The sequence below is a fragment of the Neisseria sicca genome, from assembly GCF_014054945.1.
In the GTDB taxonomy this organism is placed as follows: Bacteria; Pseudomonadota; Gammaproteobacteria; order Burkholderiales; family Neisseriaceae; genus Neisseria; species Neisseria sicca.
The window spans coordinates 797,406-815,958 of the sequence record NZ_CP059566.1 but is presented as its reverse complement, the minus strand read 5'-3'; the positions used below and the strand labels follow the sequence as shown (position 1 = coordinate 815,958).

The window sequence follows — 18,553 nt, the reverse complement described above, 5'->3', positions numbered from 1 at the left end:
TCAAGAAGATTTAGAGTATTATGCTTATTTCCAAACTGATTTTGACGCATATCAATAGAGAAAGGTCGTCTGAAAACTCTCGGCAGCATCCGTTCCGTTTTCAGACGACCTTTAGGGTTTGATTCAAGCTTTCGGCACGAACATCGCGTCCAAGATTTCGCCCAATGCCGTGCGGCGGGTTTTGCGGGTCTCCACCGCCAGCCGCCATTGTTCTTCATTTCCCCAAAAGACGAAGCGTTCCCGCGCGCGGGTGATGGCGGTGTAGAGCAGCGCATTGTTCAAGCCCGACAGCGCGTCATCCCCGCCCTGCTCTATTTTCCCCGACGGCGGCAACAGCCAGACTTCCCGATATTCCGAACCCTGGCTTTTATGCACAGTCATGGCGAACGCGGAGTCAAACTGCGGCAGGCGGCTGATGGCGATTTTTTTGAAACCGTCCGCATTCGGGAAATACGCCGCCAAGCCGTTCGCCGATTCCGCGTCGGGCATAATCAGCCCGATGTCGCCGTTGAACACTTCCAGCGTATAGTCGTTGCGCGCAATCATGATGATTTGTCCCGCGAACCACGGCGTATCCGCGCCTGCCCGATGTTTGCGTTGCAGATAACGGCAATACTCTTCGTTGAACGCCTCCGCGTCCTGCCGCCATGCCGCCAAAACGACCACATCCGCCGCGTGTCCGAACGCCAGCGCCACATCGTTTTTATCGACTGCCTGCCAGTATTTTTCGTGTTTTCGGTAAAGCAGCTCCGCCTGCTGTTTCAGACGACCTTCGCGGATTTCCAGCTCGTTGGGGAACAAGGCAAACTGCGCCCAACCTTCCCCGCTCTTGCCCGATACAACCGCCCTAGCCAAGCAACCGATGCCGCTGTCTGCACCGAAACGGTGGCTGATCTTCAGTTGCGCGACGTTTTGCGACAAAGCCGGCGGATTTTCCTCCACGGGGAAACCGTGTTCCGGCAGATAAATACTCAGTTGCTCCGCCGTCTCTTTATTCAAAACCGTCCGTCTCGACAACGCCGCCAATACCGCGCCGACGCCGACCGAGGGCAGTTGGAACTCGTCGCCCAAAAAAATCACGCGGCAGCCCGACGGAATCGCACGCAGCAAGTGAAGCAGCAGGGAAACATCCAACATCGAAGCCTCATCCACCACCAACACATCCAAAGGCAGCGGACGGTTGCCGTCAAACGCAGGCAGCATTTGCGGCGGGCGCAGTTTCAAAAGGCGGTGGACCGTCTGCCCTTCCAGTACGGACAAATGATTGCGTACCGCCTCCGGCATCTCGAAACCGTCCACCGCCCGATGCAGCGCGCGCGCCATATGCGCCGCCGCCTTGCCCGTCGGCGCGGCAAGCGCGATACGCGGCAGGCGCGTAGCAGAGTTGGTGCAAATCAGCCCCAAAAGTTTCGCCACAGTCGTCGTCTTGCCCGTACCCGGCCCGCCCGTAATCAGCATAAACGCTTGAAGCAGGGCAAGCCCCGCCGCATCCCGCTGCCCTGCGCTGCCTTTGTCGGCAAACCAACCGGACAAGTTTTGCGACGCGCTCATCCAATCCACAGGCTCGACTTCCGCTTCTGCCAAACGCTTGATTTCAGCCGCCAAATCATGCTCAAGCTGCCACATCCGCCCCAAAAACAGCTTTCTGCCCTGCAACACCAACGGCGACGCGCCCTGCCCGACTGACGGCGCCAATCCCGCCAATTCCTCCGCCTCGCCCTCATCCAGCCAAACAAACGAATGCCCGTTCTGCAAAGCCGCAAACAGCCGCAACACATACGGCGTCAGCACCGCAGCATGCTCCGGTACGCAACGCTCCAGCAAATGCCCGGCCGCTTGAGCGGCGGCAAGGTTCAAATTATCGGCGGTATTCTCAGCCATTTTCGTTTCCCGTATTGAAAAAAGGTCGTCTGAAAACTGTTTTTCAGACGGCCTTCTTTTATTGACCGCTATTTGCCTTCATCCAGCAGGGATAAGGGTTGCTGCGCCTTGCGCAATTCTTCCACTTCGTCCAGCAGGCGCATAATCAGGCCGAGCGCGGGAATGCCGGCATCAAAGTCTCGGCTCAAGCGCTGGGCGCGGCGGATACGGGCGAGTTGGAAGCCGCTGTACAAAGTTTGTTCCGGCCTGCCGTTTACGCTGATGATTTCTTCATCTATCAGCTCCAGCAGCCAATCGCGGCGGCAGCGGCTGGCAGCGAGGATTTCTTCGAAAGTCAGGGTAATGTCGGTGTGTTGCGTCATGGTTTGTCCTTTCAATTTGATGCGCTTTTGCCGTCAAAGTGGGCGGCAAGCTGCGCCCATGCGGCGTGGTCGGCTTCGCTTTCGGCCTTGGGAACGCTGATGCAGATGTTGAGGTACAAATCGCCCGCTTCTTTGGCCGGAATGCCTTTGCCTTTCAGGCGTATGCTTTTACCGTTTTGGCTGTTGGCGGGCAGGTTGACCTGCAAGCGTCCGGCTGCGGTGGGAACAATGATTTTGCCGCCCAATACGGCCTCCCAAGGCTTGACGTCTATGGTCTGGTATACGTCTTTTTTGTTTTTGACGTATAAATCGGGTTTGTCGTGGAACTTGATTTTCAGATACAAATCGCCGTTTGCGCCGCCGTTGTAGCCGGGCAGGCCCTGTCCCGCCAAACGGATTTGCTGGCCTTCGGTAATGCCTTTGGGAATTTTGACGTTTAAGGTTTTGGTCTGATAACCGACGCGGCCGTATTCGTCCACGGTCGGTACGTTCAGGCTTAATGAGCGCTCCGCGCCGACATAAGCGGCGTAAATATCGATACTCAGTTCGGCGTGCTGGTCTTCGCCTTTAATCGGACCGTCCGGCCTTGCGTGCGCCTGTCTCTGACTGCGGCCGAAGCCGGCAAACAAATCTTCAAAATTGAAATCGCCCGCACCGAAAGGTTCGCCTCCGCGGTATTCGTAGTGAAAACCGCCGGATTGCGCGCCGCCGAACGGATTGCCGCCTGCACTGCGGCCGTAGGGGTTGGCCAGCAATTCGTCGTATTCGGCACGCTTTTCACGGTCGGATAAGGTTTCGTAGGCTGTGTTGATTTCGGCGGTGCGCTCGGCGGCGTCAGGTTCTTTGCTGACGTCGGGATGGTATTTGCGTACCAGTTTGCGGTAGGCCTTTTTAATGGTGTCGGCGTCGGCGGTTTTGTCCACGCCGAGAATTTCGTAATAGGTTTTTTCTGCCATATCGTTCTTCCGTCTTTATCATGTTAATCATTATGCCGTATTTGCTATTTATAAGGGCGGAAGGCATAGATTCAATACTCTAGGCGCACAAATAAACGGTTAAGGCAGGTAAGCATCAAAAAGGTCGTCTGAAAACGGAAATCCGGTTTTCAGACGACCTGCATTATATAGTGAAATCAATCGGCAACAGTGACAAGGCGGCGGTTGTTCAAATCCCATAGCCGTTTGGACAGTTTTCAGGGATTTTAAAAGCCAGCTGGAACATACAGGAGCGTTTCTATTCCGTAGTCGGTTTTTTAAGCTTTTTGCCTAATGCCCTGCTCTTCAGTTATCAAAACCTCCGTATTTAGATACAGAAATTTCTAAAATACTGCTCCCTTTACGGTAACGCCGAGTTTGATTCGGCGCTTCACCTTTACCCGGATAAATTCCTGTTCCCATTTCCATTCTAAATTCGAAATGTTTCGGGTGGCGGGTAAATATTGCGTATTCACGCGCTTCGATTTCCGACATTATGATTTTTTTGACTTTGCCCAGCTTGGCTTCTGCATCTTTGATCTTCATGCCCGGGTGTACCCCCGAAGCCGTGTGACAGGCGGGAGAGTAGGTCTCCAAAGAATCAATTTTTTTATGGAGTTTTATAGGAGCATCAGGATCGTCGTCTCCATCTTGATGGGTGATAACCATGACGTCTTTAGACAGTGTAATGGCAACATACGCCACACCTTCGGGATCGCTTTCTCTCTCCATTTTCGCCTTCGGGAATTTATGTTTTACCTGCTTTAAGTTCTGCCCTAATTTAATTCCTGCGATACTGTCTTTTTCAATCAAACATTCGGCAGCGGCCGGCATGGCAAGACCTAAAATCAACGCGCTCATGATCCCGATTTTGTGCAACATGGTTACTATTCCTGTTTAATAAAAATAGGATATTAACATATCAATATATCTATATGGCAAGAATATCGTTTTAGACGACCTATTATAGTGGATTAACTTTAAATCAGGACAAGGCGACGAAGCCGCAGACAGTACAGATAGTACGGAACCGATTCACTTGGTGCTTCAGCACCTTAGAGAATCGTTCTCTTTGAGCTAAGGCGAGGCAACGCCGTACTGGTTTAAAGTTAATCCACTATATTATTTTTTCCAACATCAAATCTTTTTGCTAAAAAAGGTCGTCTGAAATCAAGGCATTCCCCATTTCAGACGACCTTTTTACCTTATCGGCGGCAATGCCAAATCAACTTTCCGTCTTCGGATCCGGTAGCAAGAAGTTCAATACGATTGCCAAAATGGCGCACAAACCGACGCCGGCAAAACTCAACGTACCGACATGAACCGCCATGCCGCCGACGCCAACCGTCAGAACCGAGCTAACAATCACCAGATTTTTCGGCTGCATCAAATCCACTTTTGCATCTACCAGCGTTTTAATGCCCAAAGAAGCAATCGTGCCGAACAAAAGCAGCATGATACCGCCCATTACGGGCAGAGGGATGGAAGCGAGGAAAGCATTGAATTTGCCGAAAAACGCCATGGCGATAGCGAAAATTGCCGCCCAAGTCATAATGACCGGATTGCTGTTTTTCGTAATCATCACCGCGCCCGTTACCTCGCCATAAGTCGTTACCGGTGGACCACCGATCAAACCTGCCACGCATACGCCCAATCCGTCGCCAGCCAGCGTTTTATCCAAACCCGGGTCTTTGGTGTAGTTGTTGCCCGTTACATTGCCGATGGCCATGATGCCGCCGATGTGTTCGATGGCGGGCGCGATGGCGACGGGCAGCATAAACAGCGCTGCCTGCCAGTTGACTTGCGGTGTTTCAAAATGTGGTACGGCAAACCACGGCGCAGCCGCGATGGTGGCAGTATCCACCAAGCCCATCACCAAAGCCAAAATATAGCCTGCAGCCACGCCGATTAAAATCGGAACCAGTTTCATCATACGGCTGCCGAAAACCGATACAACCACCGTAACGGCAAACGTAAAGCCCGACAAAATCAGCGCATCCGCATAGTCTATTACTTGCTTTCCGCTGGATTTGCCCATTGCCATTTCACTTGCGGCTGCAGCGACAGACAAGCCGATGACCATAATCACAGGCCCGATAACCACAGGCGGCAGCAGCCGGTTGACCGTAGCCAGCCCGCGCCATCTGATCAATCCGGCAAACACGAAATACATAAAACCCGCCGCAAACAGCCCGAACATGGTCGAAGGCAGGCCCCATGTTTTAAGGGAGTAGATAATCGGCGCGATAAAGGCAAAAGAAGAGCCGAGGAAAATCGGCACTTTACGCTTGGTGACTATTTGAAAGAGCAGCGTACCGATGCCCGCCCCTAAAAGTGCCAAGGAAGGATTCAGTTTGGTCAAAAGCGGAACAAGCACCATCGCTCCGAACGCCACAAACAAAATCTGCGCGCCGGAAACCGCTAATTTAAGCTGGTTCATCAAAAAGCCTCGTCAAATCAATTCAAACGGCGGGAATTATACAGTTTCACCCCATAAATGAACATTAATTTACAAACAACCCATTAAATATACCAAGCCCCTGAAAACAAAACTGAACTGCCCTACTCCTAACCTGCCAAATCTTCATCTGAATTACCCAAACGAAAACAATAACAAATAAAGTCAGGTTTATATCCAAGCTCCAATTGACACCAGAGGTCGTCTGAAACGCTTTTTCAGACGACCTCGGTTCTCATTATTAAACAATTATCTATATAATGCCTGCCTGATACGTCCTTTCAGACGACCTCCTACATTATTTCAGAAAGCCAAAATATGAATACCAAACAAAAAGTCATCGCCATAGACGGACCCAGTGCATCGGGAAAAGGTACGGTCGCCTCCCGTGTCGCTCAGGCTTTAGGGTTCGATTATCTGGACTCCGGCGCGTTATACCGCCTGACCGCGCTGTATGCGAAGAAACGGGATGTGGAATGGAACGATGAAGAGGCGGTTGCCGCGTTGGCGGAAAATCTGCCCGCCCGCTTTGAAGGCACTCAGGTCTTTTTGGATGACGAAGACGTTTCGGGACAAATCCGCAGCGAAGCCATCGGCATGGGCGCTTCTGCAGTGGCGCAGTTGCCGAAAGTGCGTGCCGCTCTTTTGCAGCGGCAGCGTGATTTTCTGACGGGAAAAGGTTTGGTCGCCGACGGGCGCGATATGGGTTCGGTTGTATTCCCCGATGCGGCATTAAAGGTTTTCCTGACCGCAGGTGCGAAAATACGGGCGGAACGCCGCGCCAAACAAATCGGCATTCCGTGCGAAGGCTTGGAATTTGAACGGATTTTATCGGACATCGAGGCACGCGACGAAGCGGACCGCCGCCGCAGCGTCGCGCCCTTAAAGCAGCTTCCCGACGCGGAGCTTTTGGATACGGGCGGGCTGAGTATCGAAGAAGCTGTAAAAAAAGTGCTTGATTGGTATCATAAAGTTTGAAATTTAGGGTATAATCCCTTCGTTTTGTTTCAGACGACCTTTGGAGCATCCGAAGGTCGTCTGAAATATTTATTTTCAAAGCCTGCCGTGCCAAGGGCGGCAGGCATTCTCCAACCTACCCCGCACCCCTTGGCGGTGTACCGAAAAGAGTATATATGACTATGGAAAATTTTGCCCAGTTGCTTGAAGAAAGCTTTACCCTGCAAGAAATGAACCCGGGTGAGGTGATTACTGCCGAAGTCGTGGCAATCGATCAAAACTTCGTTACCGTTAATGCAGGTCTGAAATCAGAATCTCTGATTGACGTTGCTGAATTCAAAAACGCTCAGGGCGAGATTGAAGTTAAAGTTGGCGATTTCGTTACCGTTACCATCGAATCCGTTGAAAACGGCTTCGGCGAAACCAAACTGTCCCGCGAAAAAGCCAAACGCGCTGCCGACTGGATCGCTTTGGAAGAAGCGATGGAAAACGGCGACATCCTGTCCGGCGTTATCAATGGCAAAGTCAAAGGCGGCCTGACCGTTATGATCAACAGCATCCGCGCATTCCTGCCGGGTTCTTTGGTTGACGTACGTCCCGTTAAAGACACTTCCCACTTTGAAGGCAAAGAAATCGAATTCAAAGTCATCAAACTGGACAAAAAACGCAACAACGTCGTAGTTTCCCGCCGTGCCGTTCTGGAAGCTACTTTGGGTGAAGAGCGCAAAGCCCTGCTGGAAAACCTGCAAGAAGGCTCTATCATCAAAGGTATCGTTAAAAACATCACCGACTACGGTGCATTCGTTGACTTGGGCGGCATCGACGGCCTGTTGCACATCACCGACCTGGCATGGCGCCGTGTGAAACACCCGAGCGAAGTTCTGGAAGTCGGTCAAGAAGTTGAAGCCAAAGTCCTGAAATTCGACCAAGACAAACAACGCGTTTCTCTGGGTATGAAACAATTGGGCGAAGATCCTTGGAGCGGCCTGACCCGTCGTTACCCACAAGGCACCCGCCTGTTCGGTAAAGTGTCCAACCTGACCGACTACGGTGCGTTCGTTGAAATCGAACAAGGTATCGAAGGTTTGGTACACGTTTCCGAAATGGACTGGACCAACAAAAACGTACACCCAAGCAAAGTCGTACAATTGGGCGACGAAGTCGAAGTCATGATTCTGGAAATCGACGAAGACCGCCGCCGTATCTCTTTGGGTATGAAACAATGCCAAGCCAATCCTTGGGAAGAATTTGCCGCCAACCACAACAAAGGCGACAAAATCTCCGGTGCGGTTAAATCCATCACTGACTTCGGCGTATTTGTAGGCCTGCCCGGCGGTATCGACGGTCTGGTTCACCTGTCCGACCTGTCTTGGACTGAAGCCGGCGAAGAAGCTGTACGCAAATACAAAAAAGGCGAAGAAGTTGAAGCCGTTGTATTGGCAATCGACGTTGACAAAGAGCGCATCTCTTTGGGCATCAAACAACTGGAAGGCGATCCTTTCGGTAACTTCATCAGCGTAAACGACAAAGGTTCTTTGGTTAAAGGTTCTGTGAAATCTGTTGACGCCAAAGGTGCCGTTGTTGCCCTGTCTGACGAAGTGGAAGGCTACCTGCCTGCTTCCGAATTCGCAGCCGACCGCGTTGAAGACCTGACCACCAAACTGAAAGAAGGTGACGAGGTTGAAGCCGTTATCGTAACCGTCGACCGCAAAAACCGCAGCATCCGCCTGTCTGTTAAAGCCAAAGACGCTAAAGAAAACCGCGAAGCCCTGAATTCAGTCAACGCTGCTGCAACCGCCAGCGCAGGTACTACCAGCCTCGGCGACTTGCTGAAAGCCAAACTGTCCGGCGACCAAGAATAAGGTTGCAGACATGACGAAGTCTGAATTAATGGTTCGTTTGGCAGAAGTTTTTGCCGAGAAAAACGGTAACCAATTGCTGGCAAAAGACGTCGAATACAGCGTAAAGGTTTTGGTTGATACCATGACCCGCTCGCTGGCTCGCGGTCAGCGTATTGAAATCCGTGGTTTCGGCAGCTTCGATTTGAACCATCGCCCGGCCCGTATCGGCCGCAACCCCAAAACCGGCGAACGTGTGGAAGTGCCTGAAAAACACGTCCCCCACTTCAAGCCCGGTAAGGAATTGCGTGAACGTGTGGACTTGGCTTTACAAGAAAATGCCAACTAAACCTGAGTAAACGAACGCCGCAAAAATGCGGCGTTTTTGTTGTCTGAAAATATGGTTCTCTATTGTTTTCGTAATTTGGGCGGAATTTGTAATGGAAAATTCATAGGGTCGTCTGAAATCATCTATAATACGTTTCTTTTAATGATTGCCCGTTGATAAAACGTATAGTGGATTAACTTTAAATTAGGACAAGGCGACGAAGCCGCAGACCGTACAGATAGTACGGAACCGATTCACTTGGTGCTTCAGCACCTTAGAGAATCGTTCTCTTTGAGCTAAGGCGAGGCAACGCCGTACTGGTTTAAAGTTAATCCACTATAATTATCAAACCCAAGAACATAATAAAGGTCAGATATGAGTGATAGAGGTCAACTGTTTGTCGCCCCTCCGTTTGAAAACCACAGCCCGCTGACTTGGTATCAGGCGGCAGCTGAACAACCGAATTTCATCCGCGATGAAGCACAGGCACGGGCGATTGAATATTTGGATCGTTTGTGGACGGAACTGATGATGTTCAAACGCAAACGCAATCGTTTCCTAGGGCGCAGCCTGCGCTCTCCCCAAGTACCGAAAGGTCTGTATTTTTATGGCGGCGTGGGTCGCGGCAAAAGTTTCTTGATGGACGCTTTTTTCGGCTGCTTGCCATACCGCCGCAAACGCCGTGTCCACTTTCATGCTTTTATGGCGGAAATCCATAAGCGTTTGAAAGACTTGAAAAGTGAAGCCAATCCTTTAAAAGCAGTTGCTGCTGAGATTGCCAAAGAGACCCGCGTATTGTGTTTTGACGAATTCCACGTCAGCGACATTGCGGATGCGATGATTCTGGGTCGCCTGCTGGAAAACTTGTTGAGCGAAGGTGTGGTTTTGGTGGCAACTTCCAACTATGCCCCGTCCGAGCTTTATCCCCAAGGTCAAAACAGAAGCAGTTTTCTGCCGACCATCGCGCTGATTGAATCCAGCCTGACCGTCTTAAATGTTGACGGGGGGGAAGACTACCGCCTGCGCACTTTACGTCCTGCCGAAATTTTCTTCGTTCCCAATAATGAAGAAAACGAGCAGAAATTGGCTGATTTGTTTAAAGAAATGGCGGGAATTTCCGAACTGAATCCCGGTGTCAGCGTAATACACGGGCGTGAAATTCCGCACAAAGCCCAATCCGACCGCGCCATTTGGTTCGATTTCCGCGCTTTATGTTTTGGACCGCGTTCGCAAGCCGATTACCTCTATTTGGCCGAACATTATGAAATGGTGTTCGTATCAGGATTGGAACGCCTGACGCCGCAGGAAAAAGCCGAAGCGCGCCGCCTTACATGGCTGATTGACGTATTGTACGATTTCCGAGTAAAACTCTGTGCCACCAGCGCGGTAAGCGTAAACGATATTTATGTCGAAGGCGATTTCGCCGAAGAATTTACCCGTACTGCCAGCCGTATGGTGGAAATGCAATCGGAAGTTTATTTGGAGCAACCGCATCTGACGTTAAAAAAATAAGATTCAGGAGAAGAAAAAAGAGTGGCTTTCCCCAAAGTATACTGAAATTTGATAAAATAACACTTCATTTTCCCCAACCTCAGACTATTGCACAACGCAATAAAAACAAGGACATAATATGGCTATTGAGCGCACGATCTCCATCGTTAAACCCGATGCTGTAGGTAAAAATGTAATCGGCAAAATTTACAGCCGTTTTGAAGAAAACGGACTGCGTATTGTCGCAGCCAAAATGAAGCATCTCAGCGTACGCGAAGCCCAAGAGTTTTATGCTGTCCATAAAGAGCGTCCTTTTTACGACAGCTTAGTTGCCTTTATGACCAGCGGCCCTGTCATGATTCAGGTGTTGGAAGGTGAAAATGCCGTTGCAAAAAACCGTGAACTGATGGGCGCGACCAACCCTGCGGAAGCCGCTCCCGGTACGATACGTGCCGATTTTGCCGAATCTCTCAGCGTAAATGCCGTACATGGTTCTGACAGTCTGGAAAACGCAGCAATCGAGATTGCCTACTTCTTCAGCCAAAGCGAAATCTGCCCGCGTTAACGACGAATGCCGTTCGAGCGTCCGACCGGTTCGGGCGTTTGGACGGTTTTGTCGATATTGTTTGTCTAAATCTGTTTTCAGACGACCTTTCTAAAATAGAGGTCGTCTGAAAATATGATAGAAGGAGCTTGGAAATAAAAGCTGTTTGCTCAACAAGATTCAGGACATGTTCAAACCCACTATGCAACGTCCTAATCCGCCGGATTCACAAGATTTATCGCGACAGCCTTTATTAAAAGCTTTACCAAGAAATAAACCACATGAAAACCAATCTGCTGAATTACGATTTAAACGGACTGACCCATCATTTTGCCGAGATGGGCGAAAAACCGTTCCGCGCCAAACAAGTCATGCGCTGGATCCACCAAGCCGGTGCGCAAAGTTTCGATGAAATGACCGATTTGGCAAAATCCCTGCGCCTGAAACTCAACGAACAGGCAAGCGTGGATGTGCCTAAACTGATGATGGCGCAAGAATCCACCGACGGTACGCGCAAATGGCTGTTGGATGTAGGAACGGGCAACGGCGTGGAAACGGTGTTTATTCCCGAAGCAGAACGCGGTACGTTATGTATTTCCTCTCAAGTCGGCTGCGCATTGGAATGCACCTTCTGTTCTACCGGCCGCCAAGGTTTCAACCGTAATCTGACCGCTGCCGAAATCATTGGGCAACTGTGGTGGGCAAATAAAGCAATGGGCGTTACGCCGAAAAACGAACGCGTGATTTCCAATGTAGTCATGATGGGCATGGGTGAGCCAATGGCGAACTTTGAAAATGTCGTTACTGCGCTGAGCATCATGCTGGACGATCATGGCTACGGCCTCAGCCGCCGCCGCGTTACCGTTTCCACATCGGGTATGGTGCCGCAAATGGACAGGCTGCGCGATGCGATGCCTGTTGCGCTGGCAGTATCCCTTCATGCTTCCAACGACGAAGTGCGCGACCAAATCGTTCCGCTGAATAAAAAATATCCGTTGAAAGAATTGATGGCGGCATGTCAACGCTATTTGGTCAAAGCACCAAGAGATTTCATTACTTTTGAATACGTTATGTTGGACGGAGTCAACGACAAGGCGCAGCATGCGCGCGAACTGATTGAGCTGGTAAAAGACGTACCGTGCAAATTCAATCTGATTCCGTTCAATCCTTTCCCCAATTCCGGCTACGAACGATCTACCAATGAAAATATCCGCGTTTTCCGCGATATTTTGCAGCAGGCAGGATTCGTGGTAACCGTCCGCAAAACGCGTGGCGACGATATTGACGCAGCTTGCGGTCAATTGGCAGGACAAGTACAAGATAAAACACGCCGCCAACAAAAATGGCAGCAGATTTTGGTTGAACAACAGAGCTGATTATGAAACTGAACATTTGGCAACCCATTATTTTAACTTTGGTTTTGGGCGCATGTGCCGGCCCGAAAGGCCCAAGCAGAGCGGAACGCGCGACACAGGTCGCCAATATCAAAACCCAGTTGGCTATCGAATACATGCGCGGGGGCGATTACCGTCAAGCAACGGTAAGCATTGAAGAGGCATTGAAAGCGGACAGCAGCAATGAAGATGCATGGCTGGTTCGCGCGCAAATCTATCAATATCTCAAAGTGCGCGAAAAGGCGCAGGAAAGCTTCCAAAAAGCCCTATCTTTGAAACCTGACAATGCGGAAATCAACAATAACTACGGCTGGTTCTTGTGCAGCGAGATGAATAATCCTGCCCAGTCCATCAGTTATTTTGACAAAGCCCTGGCCGATCCGACTTATCCTTCTCCGTTTATCGCCAACCTCAACAAGGGCATTTGCAGCGCGAAGATGGGCCAATATTCGCTGGCAGAAGCTTATCTTGAACGCTCTTTGGCTGCGCAACCTCAATTCCCGCCTGCGTTTAAAGAATTGGCAAGAACCAAAATGCTGGCAGGCAATTTAAACGAAGCGGACTATTATTTCCGCCAATACCAAAGCAAAGTCGATGTTTTGCAGGCAGATGATTTGCTGCTGGGTTGGAAATTGGCAACCGCTTTGGGCAATAGCCAGGCAGCCTACGAATACGAAGCCCAGTTAAGGGCAAACTTCCCCTATTCGGAACAATTACAGGCAGTAACCACAGGTAAGTAACTACATGGAAAATCAAAAGAAAAACGAATACGACATTCAAGCTGCCAAATCATTGGGTGATGAGCTGGGACAACTCAGACACAAATCAGGTTGGGATATTGACGAAGTAGCACGACGGTTGAAACTGTCTGCCGAACAAATTGAAGCACTTGAAAAAGGAGACTATTCTTTCTTTTCAGGATTGGTCTTCGTTATGGGCTATCTGCGTTCTTATGCCCGTCTGTTGAAAATCGATGAAGCAACCATTACAGGTCGTCTGAAAGCCATTTCCGCGCCGGAAGAAGACCATGTCTATCTGGTAGACCGCAAACAAAATACCGGCTTAAACTACCAAGATGGTGAAAAAGTCGGCTTTCCCAAATGGGTTTTGGGCGTAGCAGCGTTCATCCTGCTTGGTGGCGGTATTTATGTTTGGCAAAGCAAGTCCAATCATGAAAACGAACAACAAGTCGCGCAAAACAGCGATGCAGTACGCAACAGTATGCAGACGCCGGATTTGAAAAAAGAAAATGTTGCCGTTTCCAATATGGCAGAAAACGGCAAACAAGAAATATCCAATGCCGAAAAAGCAGCTTCAAGTGTCGCCGCATCCGAAGCAGCGGCATCCGCACCTGAAGTCAAAGTCGATTCAGACGAGCTTTGGATTAAAGTCCAATACCGAAGCAATCTGATTATCACCGACAAGAAAGGTACCATGATTTTCAGCCGGATCATTCCCGCAGGAAGCGAAAGGCGTTTTAAAGGCGGTGCACCCTACAATGTCTGGATCGGTATTGCCACAGGCGCACAAGCCAATTACGGCGGGACAACCATCAATCTGGCAGAATACCGGGTTGCCGGTGAAAAATCAGCTTCCTTTGTAGCAGGAAAAAAATAAAGATGAACACACCCAAACGCCGCCAAACCCATCAAGTACAAATCGATCATCTCATCGTCGGTTCGGATGCACCCGTTGTCGTGCAATCGATGACCAATACCGACACCGCAGATGCTAAAGCAACCGCCCTGCAAGTCAAAGAATTGAGCGATGCAGGCTCAGAAATGGTGCGCATTACCGTCAATAGCCCGGAAGCCGCCTCCAAAGTTGCCGAAATCCGCCAACGTTTGGACGACATGGGTTACACCACCCCGCTGATTGGCGACTTCCATTTCAATGGCGAACGTCTGTTGGCAGAATTTCCCGAGTGCGGCAAAGCCTTGTCCAAATACCGCATCAACCCCGGCAATGTCGGCAAAGGCGCAAAAGGCGATGAAAAATTTGCCTATATGATTCGGACTGCCGCCGAAAACGACAAAGCCGTCCGTATCGGCGTCAACTGGGGCTCGCTTGACCAAAGCCTCGCCAAGCGCATGATGGATGCCAATCTGGCGTCCTCATCGCCCAAACCGCCCGAAGAAATCATGAAAGAAGCCTTGATTATTTCGGCGTTGGAATCTGCTGAAAAAGCCGTCCGATTAGGTTTGCCTGAAAACAAAATCATCTTGTCGTGCAAGGTCAGCTCCGTTCAAGATTTGATTCAGGTTTACCGCGAGCTGGGCAGCCGCTGCCAATATCCGCTCCACTTAGGCTTGACGGAAGCAGGCATGGGCAGCAAAGGCATTGTCGCTTCGACTGCCGCCTTGGCCGTACTGCTTCAAGAAGGCATCGGCGACACTATCCGCATTTCCCTGACCCCCGAACCCGGCAGTTCACGCACGCAGGAAGTCATCGTCGGTCAGGAAATTCTACAAACCATGGGACTGCGCTCGTTTACCCCCATGGTTACCGCCTGCCCGGGCTGCGGACGCACCACCAGCACAGTCTTCCAAGAGCTTGCCCAAGACGTACAAAATTACCTTCGCCAAAAAATGACCGTATGGCGCACCCTTTACCCCGGTGTGGAATCTTTAAACGTTGCCGTCATGGGCTGTGTCGTTAACGGACCGGGCGAAAGCAAACTGGCAGACATCGGCATCAGCCTGCCCGGAACCGGCGAAACCCCTGTTGCACCGGTTTATGTTGACGGAGAACGCAAAGTGACTTTAAAAGGCGACAACATCGCAGCCGAATTCTTGGAAATTGTCGAAGAATACGTCAAAACCAACTATTGCGAAGGCGGTGCCAAACGCAGTCAAAACCGTATCATCCCGATACAGTCTGCTTGATAAACATAGATAAAAGGTCGTCTGAAAAACGTTCGGGCAAAAACTGAACTGCTCCGAAGGTCTTGGACATTCATAAAAGCCTATTCAATCGCTCTATAATAAGCCGGGTTCTATATGTGACAGGACCCGGCTTTTCAATTTCGAACTGCAACGTTCCTGATTATAGGAATCCATATAATCCTCTATCTGTTTCATCAATTCGTCCATCATCAATTCCCCCTGCACGGCAAAACAATCTGTCTTCATTACCGCAAAGAAGCCCTGCATCGGCGCATTATTCCCAAAGTTCCCTTTGAGCTGCATCCCTTGGATAGAGGCTTAAGTACGAACCCCAATCAAGCATTAAGGTCGTCTGAAAATTGAACTGGCCCCCAAATCTTGGACACTCATAAAAGCCTATTCAGGCACTCTGTGCAAGCTGGGTTCTGTATGCGACAGGACTCAGCTTTTTCAATTTCAAACTGCAACGCTCCCGGTTGTAGTAGTCTATATAATCGTCTACCTGTTTCATCAATCCGTCCACCGTCAATTCACCTGCGTTATAGAAACACTCCGTCTTCAACACCGCAAAGAAGCTTTCCATCGGCGCATTGTCCCAACAGTTCGCCTTTCGCGACATGCTTTGAACCATGGAATGTTTTGCAATCAATTTCCTATACCCCGCCGTACGGTACAGCACACCTTGGTCCGAATGAAGCATCGTTCCTTTATCAGTCAGACGGGGTGCGGCTTTTTCGAGCATTTCCTTCACCATTTCGCTGTCGGCTCTGCGGCTCATGGCGTAGGCGACGATCTCGCGGTTGAACAAGTCCAAGATTGGTGAGAGGTACAGTTTGCCGTCCTTCCCTTTGAGTTCGGTAACGTCGGTCAGCCATTTTTCGTTGGGCTTTTCAGCTTTGAATAGGCGTTTGAGGAGGTTTTCCGATATTTCGCCCATAGCGGGATGGCGGTAGGCTTTTTTCGCCCGTATGAGGGCTTTCAGTTCCAACTGCTTCATCAATCGCGCCGCTTTTTTGCGGTTCCAACCCAATGCTGCGGCAATGCGCCTTTGTCCGTAGCGTCCTTTATGCCGCCGGTAGGTTTCGACAAGGAGGGCTTTGTCGGCTTCGTCGGGGTCGGGTCGGTTTTGGTGGTGGTAGTAAAAGCTGCTTTTAGGCAGGTTTGCGATGTGCAGCAGGTATTTGAGCGGGTGTTGCGCCCTCAGTGTTTGGACGGTTTGGCTTTGTCCTTTGCGGTCTGCTTTTGGCTGAGGGCTTTTAACTCCTTTAGGTAGGCGACCTCTGCGCGCATATAGCACAACTCTTCAATAAGCTCTGCCTGCGTTTTTTCTTGGTCGGGTTTATCTGCGATGAAGGGGTTTTTTCGATGTTGGGGCATGGTTTTGGATTGGGGATGTTCGAGTGCGCCGATGCCGCCTTCTTGATAGGCGCGTATCCATCGTCTCAGGTGGGTTCGGGAAATGCCGTAGTGATCTGCGGTACGCTGTTGGCTGCGTATATGCAGGTAGTGGAGTACGGCTTGGTATTTGAAGTGTAATGTATATTTGCTCATAAAAAAACTGCACCTTGTGAGTTGGAGGGGATGTCCAACTTTTGGGGTGCAGTTCACGTTTTTCAGACGACCTTAATGACGTAACCACACTGTATAGTGGATTAAATTTAAATCAGGACAAGACGACGAAGCCGCAGACAGTACAGATAGAGACCTTTGCAAAATTCCCCAAAATCCCCTAAATTCCCACCAAGACATTTAGGGGATTTCTCATGAGCACCTTCTTCCAGCAAACCGCACAAGCCATGATTGCCAAACACATCGACCGCTTCCCACTATTGAAGTTGGATCAGGTGATTGATTGGCAACCGATCGAACAATACCTGAATCGTCAAAGAACCCGTTACCTTAGAGACCACCGCGGCCGTCCCGCCTATCCCCTGTTGTCCATGTTCAAAGCCGTCCTGCTCGGACAATGGCACAGCCTCTCCGATCCCGAACTCGAACACAGCCTCATCACCCGCATCGACTTCAACCTGTTTTGCCGTTTTGACGAACTGAGCATCCCCGATTACAGCACCTTATGCCGCTACCGCAACTGGCTGGCGCAAGACGACACCTTGTCCGAATTGCTGGAACTGATTAACCGACAACTGGCCGAAAAAAACCTAAAAGTAGAGAAGGCATCCGCCGCCGTCATTGATGCCACCATTATTCAGACCGCCGGCAGCAAACAGCGTCAGGCCATAGAAGTCGATGAAGAAGGGCAAGTCAGCGGCCAAACCACACCGAGCAAAGATAAAGATGCCCGTTAGACAAAGAAAAACGGTTTATACAGACTCGGTTACAAACAACATACCCGTACCGATGAGGAAGGCTATATCGGGAAACTGCAGATTACCCCCGCCAATGTCCATGAGTGCAACCATCTGTCGTCTTTGTTGGAAGGCATTGCCGAAGGTACGACCGTCTATGCCGACAAAGGCTACGACAGCAAGGAAAACCGGCAACATCTGAAAGAGCATCAGTTGTTAGACGGCATTATGCGCAAAGCCCACCGCAACCGTCCGCTGACGGAGGCGCAAACCAAACGCAACCGATATTTGTCGAAGACCCGTTATGTGGTCGAACAAAGCTTCGGTACGCTGCACCGTAAATTCCGCTACGCCCGGGCAGCCTATTTTGGTCTGCTCAAAGTGAGTGCGCAAAGCCATCTGAAGGCGATGTGTTTGAACCTGTTTAAAGCGGCTAACAGGCTAAGTGTGCCTGTTGCCACCTAAAAGGCGGCCCGGATGCCTGATTATGGGGCGTCCGGGGAGGATTAAGGGGGTGTTTGGGTAGAATCAGTGGATATTTGAAACGAAAACAGCCGAAAACCTGTGTTGGGGTTTCGGTTGTCGGAGGAAGGGCTTTTTTGCAAAGGTCTCAGATAGTACGGCAAGGCGAGGCAACGCCGTACTGGTTTAAAGTTAATCCACTATAAAACTTACCGGAAGCTATCAATGCAGGTAAGATTGGTTAGGTAATTAGAAGCAATTGTTCATCTTAAATCATTTGTTTAATAAGGAGACATCATGAAACCTTCCTCAGATGAAGAGCTTAAATCAGCAGTCGAATTAGATTTGTTATTAGATGATTTTGTTTTAGAAAAAAAGAACGATTATTTAAAAAGATTATTTGAATTTCCTTGCGGAAAATGGGTTGAAATTAAATATTTTTTTGATTCTGATTATTACGACTCAAATTATCAGAATTCACATATTTCCGTATGCTGGTTGCCGGATACTGATGGAGATTATGATAACAATCGGATAATTGTATTTTTTGATAACAACGATTTGGTATCACAAGTAATATCTTTTAATATGAAAACCTTATGATATAGTGGATTAACTTTAAACCAGTACGGCGTTGCCTCGCCTTAGCTCAAAGAGAACGATTCTCTAAGGT

General features: G+C 49.9%; 18 protein-coding genes and 1 pseudogene. 11 read left to right on the top strand and 8 right to left on the bottom strand.

Translation table 11 applies throughout. The annotated features are described in order from the left end of the window. Window positions 1–123 precede the first annotated feature (123 nt). From recD to H3L95_RS03970, 5 genes are all read right to left on the bottom strand, one after another. Window positions 124–1,881, bottom strand: a complete 1,758-nt coding sequence (recD, locus tag H3L95_RS03990; RefSeq protein ID WP_003759187.1) for an exodeoxyribonuclease V subunit alpha — start codon at window positions 1,879–1,881, stop codon at window positions 124–126. Between the two features lie 68 nt (window positions 1,882–1,949). Next, window positions 1,950–2,243, bottom strand: a complete 294-nt coding sequence (locus H3L95_RS03985) for a chaperone modulator CbpM (protein WP_003759190.1) — start codon at window positions 2,241–2,243, stop codon at window positions 1,950–1,952. Between the two features lie 11 nt (window positions 2,244–2,254). Beyond that, window positions 2,255–3,199 (bottom strand): DnaJ C-terminal domain-containing protein, encoded by a 945-nt coding sequence (locus tag H3L95_RS03980; RefSeq protein WP_003759191.1) that lies wholly within the window; start codon window positions 3,197–3,199, stop codon window positions 2,255–2,257. Window positions 3,200–3,523: 324 nt separating this feature from the next. After that, window positions 3,524–4,099 (bottom strand): hypothetical protein, encoded by a 576-nt coding sequence (locus H3L95_RS03975; protein ID WP_003759193.1) that lies wholly within the window; start codon window positions 4,097–4,099, stop codon window positions 3,524–3,526. Between the two features lie 343 nt (window positions 4,100–4,442). Next, complete coding sequence (locus tag H3L95_RS03970) at window positions 4,443–5,657, bottom strand: uracil-xanthine permease family protein (RefSeq protein ID WP_003759194.1); 1,215 nt, start codon at window positions 5,655–5,657, stop codon at window positions 4,443–4,445. 336 nt (window positions 5,658–5,993) lie between these two features. Here H3L95_RS03970 and cmk point away from each other — a divergent pair, with 336 nt between their 5' ends. The 9 genes from cmk (at window position 5,994) to ispG (ending at window position 15,112) form a co-directional block, all read left to right on the top strand. After that, a complete protein-coding gene (gene cmk / locus H3L95_RS03965; protein WP_003759198.1) occupies window positions 5,994–6,653 on the top strand; it encodes a (d)CMP kinase in 660 nt (219 codons plus the stop codon). A 155-nt stretch (window positions 6,654–6,808) separates the two neighbouring features. Next, the gene (gene rpsA / locus H3L95_RS03960; protein WP_003759201.1) at window positions 6,809–8,494 is read left to right on the top strand and encodes a 30S ribosomal protein S1; all 1,686 of its coding nucleotides are present in this window, start codon (window positions 6,809–6,811) and stop codon (window positions 8,492–8,494) included. 10 nt (window positions 8,495–8,504) lie between these two features. Then, a complete protein-coding gene (locus H3L95_RS03955) occupies window positions 8,505–8,819 on the top strand; it encodes an integration host factor subunit beta (RefSeq protein ID WP_003744632.1) in 315 nt (104 codons plus the stop codon). 354 nt (window positions 8,820–9,173) lie between these two features. Then, the gene (gene zapE, locus H3L95_RS03945) at window positions 9,174–10,310 is read left to right on the top strand and encodes a cell division protein ZapE (protein ID WP_003759206.1); all 1,137 of its coding nucleotides are present in this window, start codon (window positions 9,174–9,176) and stop codon (window positions 10,308–10,310) included. A gap of 118 nt (window positions 10,311–10,428) precedes the next feature. Continuing rightward, entirely contained in the window at window positions 10,429–10,854 is a 426-nt protein-coding gene (gene ndk, locus H3L95_RS03940) for a nucleoside-diphosphate kinase (protein WP_003759208.1), read from the top strand. Between the two features lie 260 nt (window positions 10,855–11,114). After that, window positions 11,115–12,209: a dual-specificity RNA methyltransferase RlmN gene (gene rlmN, locus H3L95_RS03935; protein WP_003759212.1), complete on the top strand. Its 1,095-nt coding sequence runs from the start codon at window positions 11,115–11,117 to the stop codon at window positions 12,207–12,209. 2 nt (window positions 12,210–12,211) lie between these two features. Beyond that, window positions 12,212–12,967, top strand: coding sequence for a type IV pilus biogenesis/stability protein PilW (gene pilW / locus H3L95_RS03930; RefSeq protein ID WP_003759214.1), 756 nt, complete (start codon window positions 12,212–12,214; stop codon window positions 12,965–12,967). Window positions 12,968–12,971: 4 nt separating this feature from the next. After that, on the top strand, window positions 12,972–13,844 hold the full coding sequence (locus H3L95_RS03925) for a helix-turn-helix domain-containing protein (RefSeq protein ID WP_003759215.1): 873 nt from the start codon (window positions 12,972–12,974) through the stop codon (window positions 13,842–13,844). A 2-nt stretch (window positions 13,845–13,846) separates the two neighbouring features. After that, window positions 13,847–15,112 (top strand): flavodoxin-dependent (E)-4-hydroxy-3-methylbut-2-enyl-diphosphate synthase, encoded by a 1,266-nt coding sequence (gene ispG, locus H3L95_RS03920; RefSeq protein ID WP_003759216.1) that lies wholly within the window; start codon window positions 13,847–13,849, stop codon window positions 15,110–15,112. Window positions 15,113–15,205: 93 nt separating this feature from the next. Here ispG and H3L95_RS14180 read toward each other — a convergent pair whose 3' ends face one another. The 3 genes from H3L95_RS14180 to H3L95_RS03905 form a co-directional block, all read right to left on the bottom strand. Continuing rightward, window positions 15,206–15,319 (bottom strand): IS3 family transposase, encoded by a 114-nt coding sequence (locus tag H3L95_RS14180; protein WP_374968199.1) that lies wholly within the window; start codon window positions 15,317–15,319, stop codon window positions 15,206–15,208. A 193-nt stretch (window positions 15,320–15,512) separates the two neighbouring features. Continuing rightward, window positions 15,513–16,409: an IS3 family transposase gene (locus H3L95_RS03910; protein ID WP_040668650.1), complete on the bottom strand. Its 897-nt coding sequence runs from the start codon at window positions 16,407–16,409 to the stop codon at window positions 15,513–15,515. Then, entirely contained in the window at window positions 16,313–16,663 is a 351-nt protein-coding gene (locus tag H3L95_RS03905; RefSeq protein WP_003756620.1) for a helix-turn-helix domain-containing protein, read from the bottom strand. Before H3L95_RS03905 ends, H3L95_RS03910 begins: the two co-directional genes overlap by 97 nt. A 212-nt stretch (window positions 16,664–16,875) precedes the next feature. Here H3L95_RS03905 and H3L95_RS03900 point away from each other — a divergent pair. Continuing rightward, window positions 16,876–17,883 (top strand): annotated as a pseudogene (locus tag H3L95_RS03900) (IS5 family transposase). A gap of 294 nt (window positions 17,884–18,177) precedes the next feature. Then, window positions 18,178–18,483 (top strand): hypothetical protein, encoded by a 306-nt coding sequence (locus tag H3L95_RS03895; protein WP_003755220.1) that lies wholly within the window; start codon window positions 18,178–18,180, stop codon window positions 18,481–18,483. The last annotated feature ends 70 nt before the right edge of the window (window positions 18,484–18,553 follow it).

Bases quoted from the DNA above. Each gene is read 5' to 3' on its own strand.
- H3L95_RS03985 (WP_003759190.1), bottom strand. From the start codon at position 2,243: ATGACGCAACACACCGACATTACCCTGACTTTCGAAGAAATCCTCGCT.
- H3L95_RS03905 (WP_003756620.1), bottom strand. From the start codon at position 16,663: ATGAGCAAATATACATTACACTTCAAATACCAAGCCGTACTCCACTAC.
- ndk (WP_003759208.1), top strand. From the start codon at position 10,429: ATGGCTATTGAGCGCACGATCTCCATCGTTAAACCCGATGCTGTAGGT.
- rpsA (WP_003759201.1), top strand. From the start codon at position 6,809: ATGACTATGGAAAATTTTGCCCAGTTGCTTGAAGAAAGCTTTACCCTG.
- ispG (WP_003759216.1), top strand. From the start codon at position 13,847: ATGAACACACCCAAACGCCGCCAAACCCATCAAGTACAAATCGATCAT.
- H3L95_RS03925 (WP_003759215.1), top strand. From the start codon at position 12,972: ATGGAAAATCAAAAGAAAAACGAATACGACATTCAAGCTGCCAAATCA.
- H3L95_RS03955 (WP_003744632.1), top strand. From the start codon at position 8,505: ATGACGAAGTCTGAATTAATGGTTCGTTTGGCAGAAGTTTTTGCCGAG.
- H3L95_RS14180 (WP_374968199.1), bottom strand. From the start codon at position 15,319: ATGGACGAATTGATGAAACAGATAGAGGATTATATGGATTCCTATAAT.
- zapE (WP_003759206.1), top strand. From the start codon at position 9,174: ATGAGTGATAGAGGTCAACTGTTTGTCGCCCCTCCGTTTGAAAACCAC.
- H3L95_RS03975 (WP_003759193.1), bottom strand. From the start codon at position 4,099: ATGTTGCACAAAATCGGGATCATGAGCGCGTTGATTTTAGGTCTTGCC.
- cmk (WP_003759198.1), top strand. From the start codon at position 5,994: ATGAATACCAAACAAAAAGTCATCGCCATAGACGGACCCAGTGCATCG.
- pilW (WP_003759214.1), top strand. From the start codon at position 12,212: ATGAAACTGAACATTTGGCAACCCATTATTTTAACTTTGGTTTTGGGC.
- recD (WP_003759187.1), bottom strand. From the start codon at position 1,881: ATGGCTGAGAATACCGCCGATAATTTGAACCTTGCCGCCGCTCAAGCG.
- rlmN (WP_003759212.1), top strand. From the start codon at position 11,115: ATGAAAACCAATCTGCTGAATTACGATTTAAACGGACTGACCCATCAT.
- H3L95_RS03895 (WP_003755220.1), top strand. From the start codon at position 18,178: ATGAAACCTTCCTCAGATGAAGAGCTTAAATCAGCAGTCGAATTAGAT.
- H3L95_RS03970 (WP_003759194.1), bottom strand. From the start codon at position 5,657: ATGAACCAGCTTAAATTAGCGGTTTCCGGCGCGCAGATTTTGTTTGTG.
- H3L95_RS03980 (WP_003759191.1), bottom strand. From the start codon at position 3,199: ATGGCAGAAAAAACCTATTACGAAATTCTCGGCGTGGACAAAACCGCC.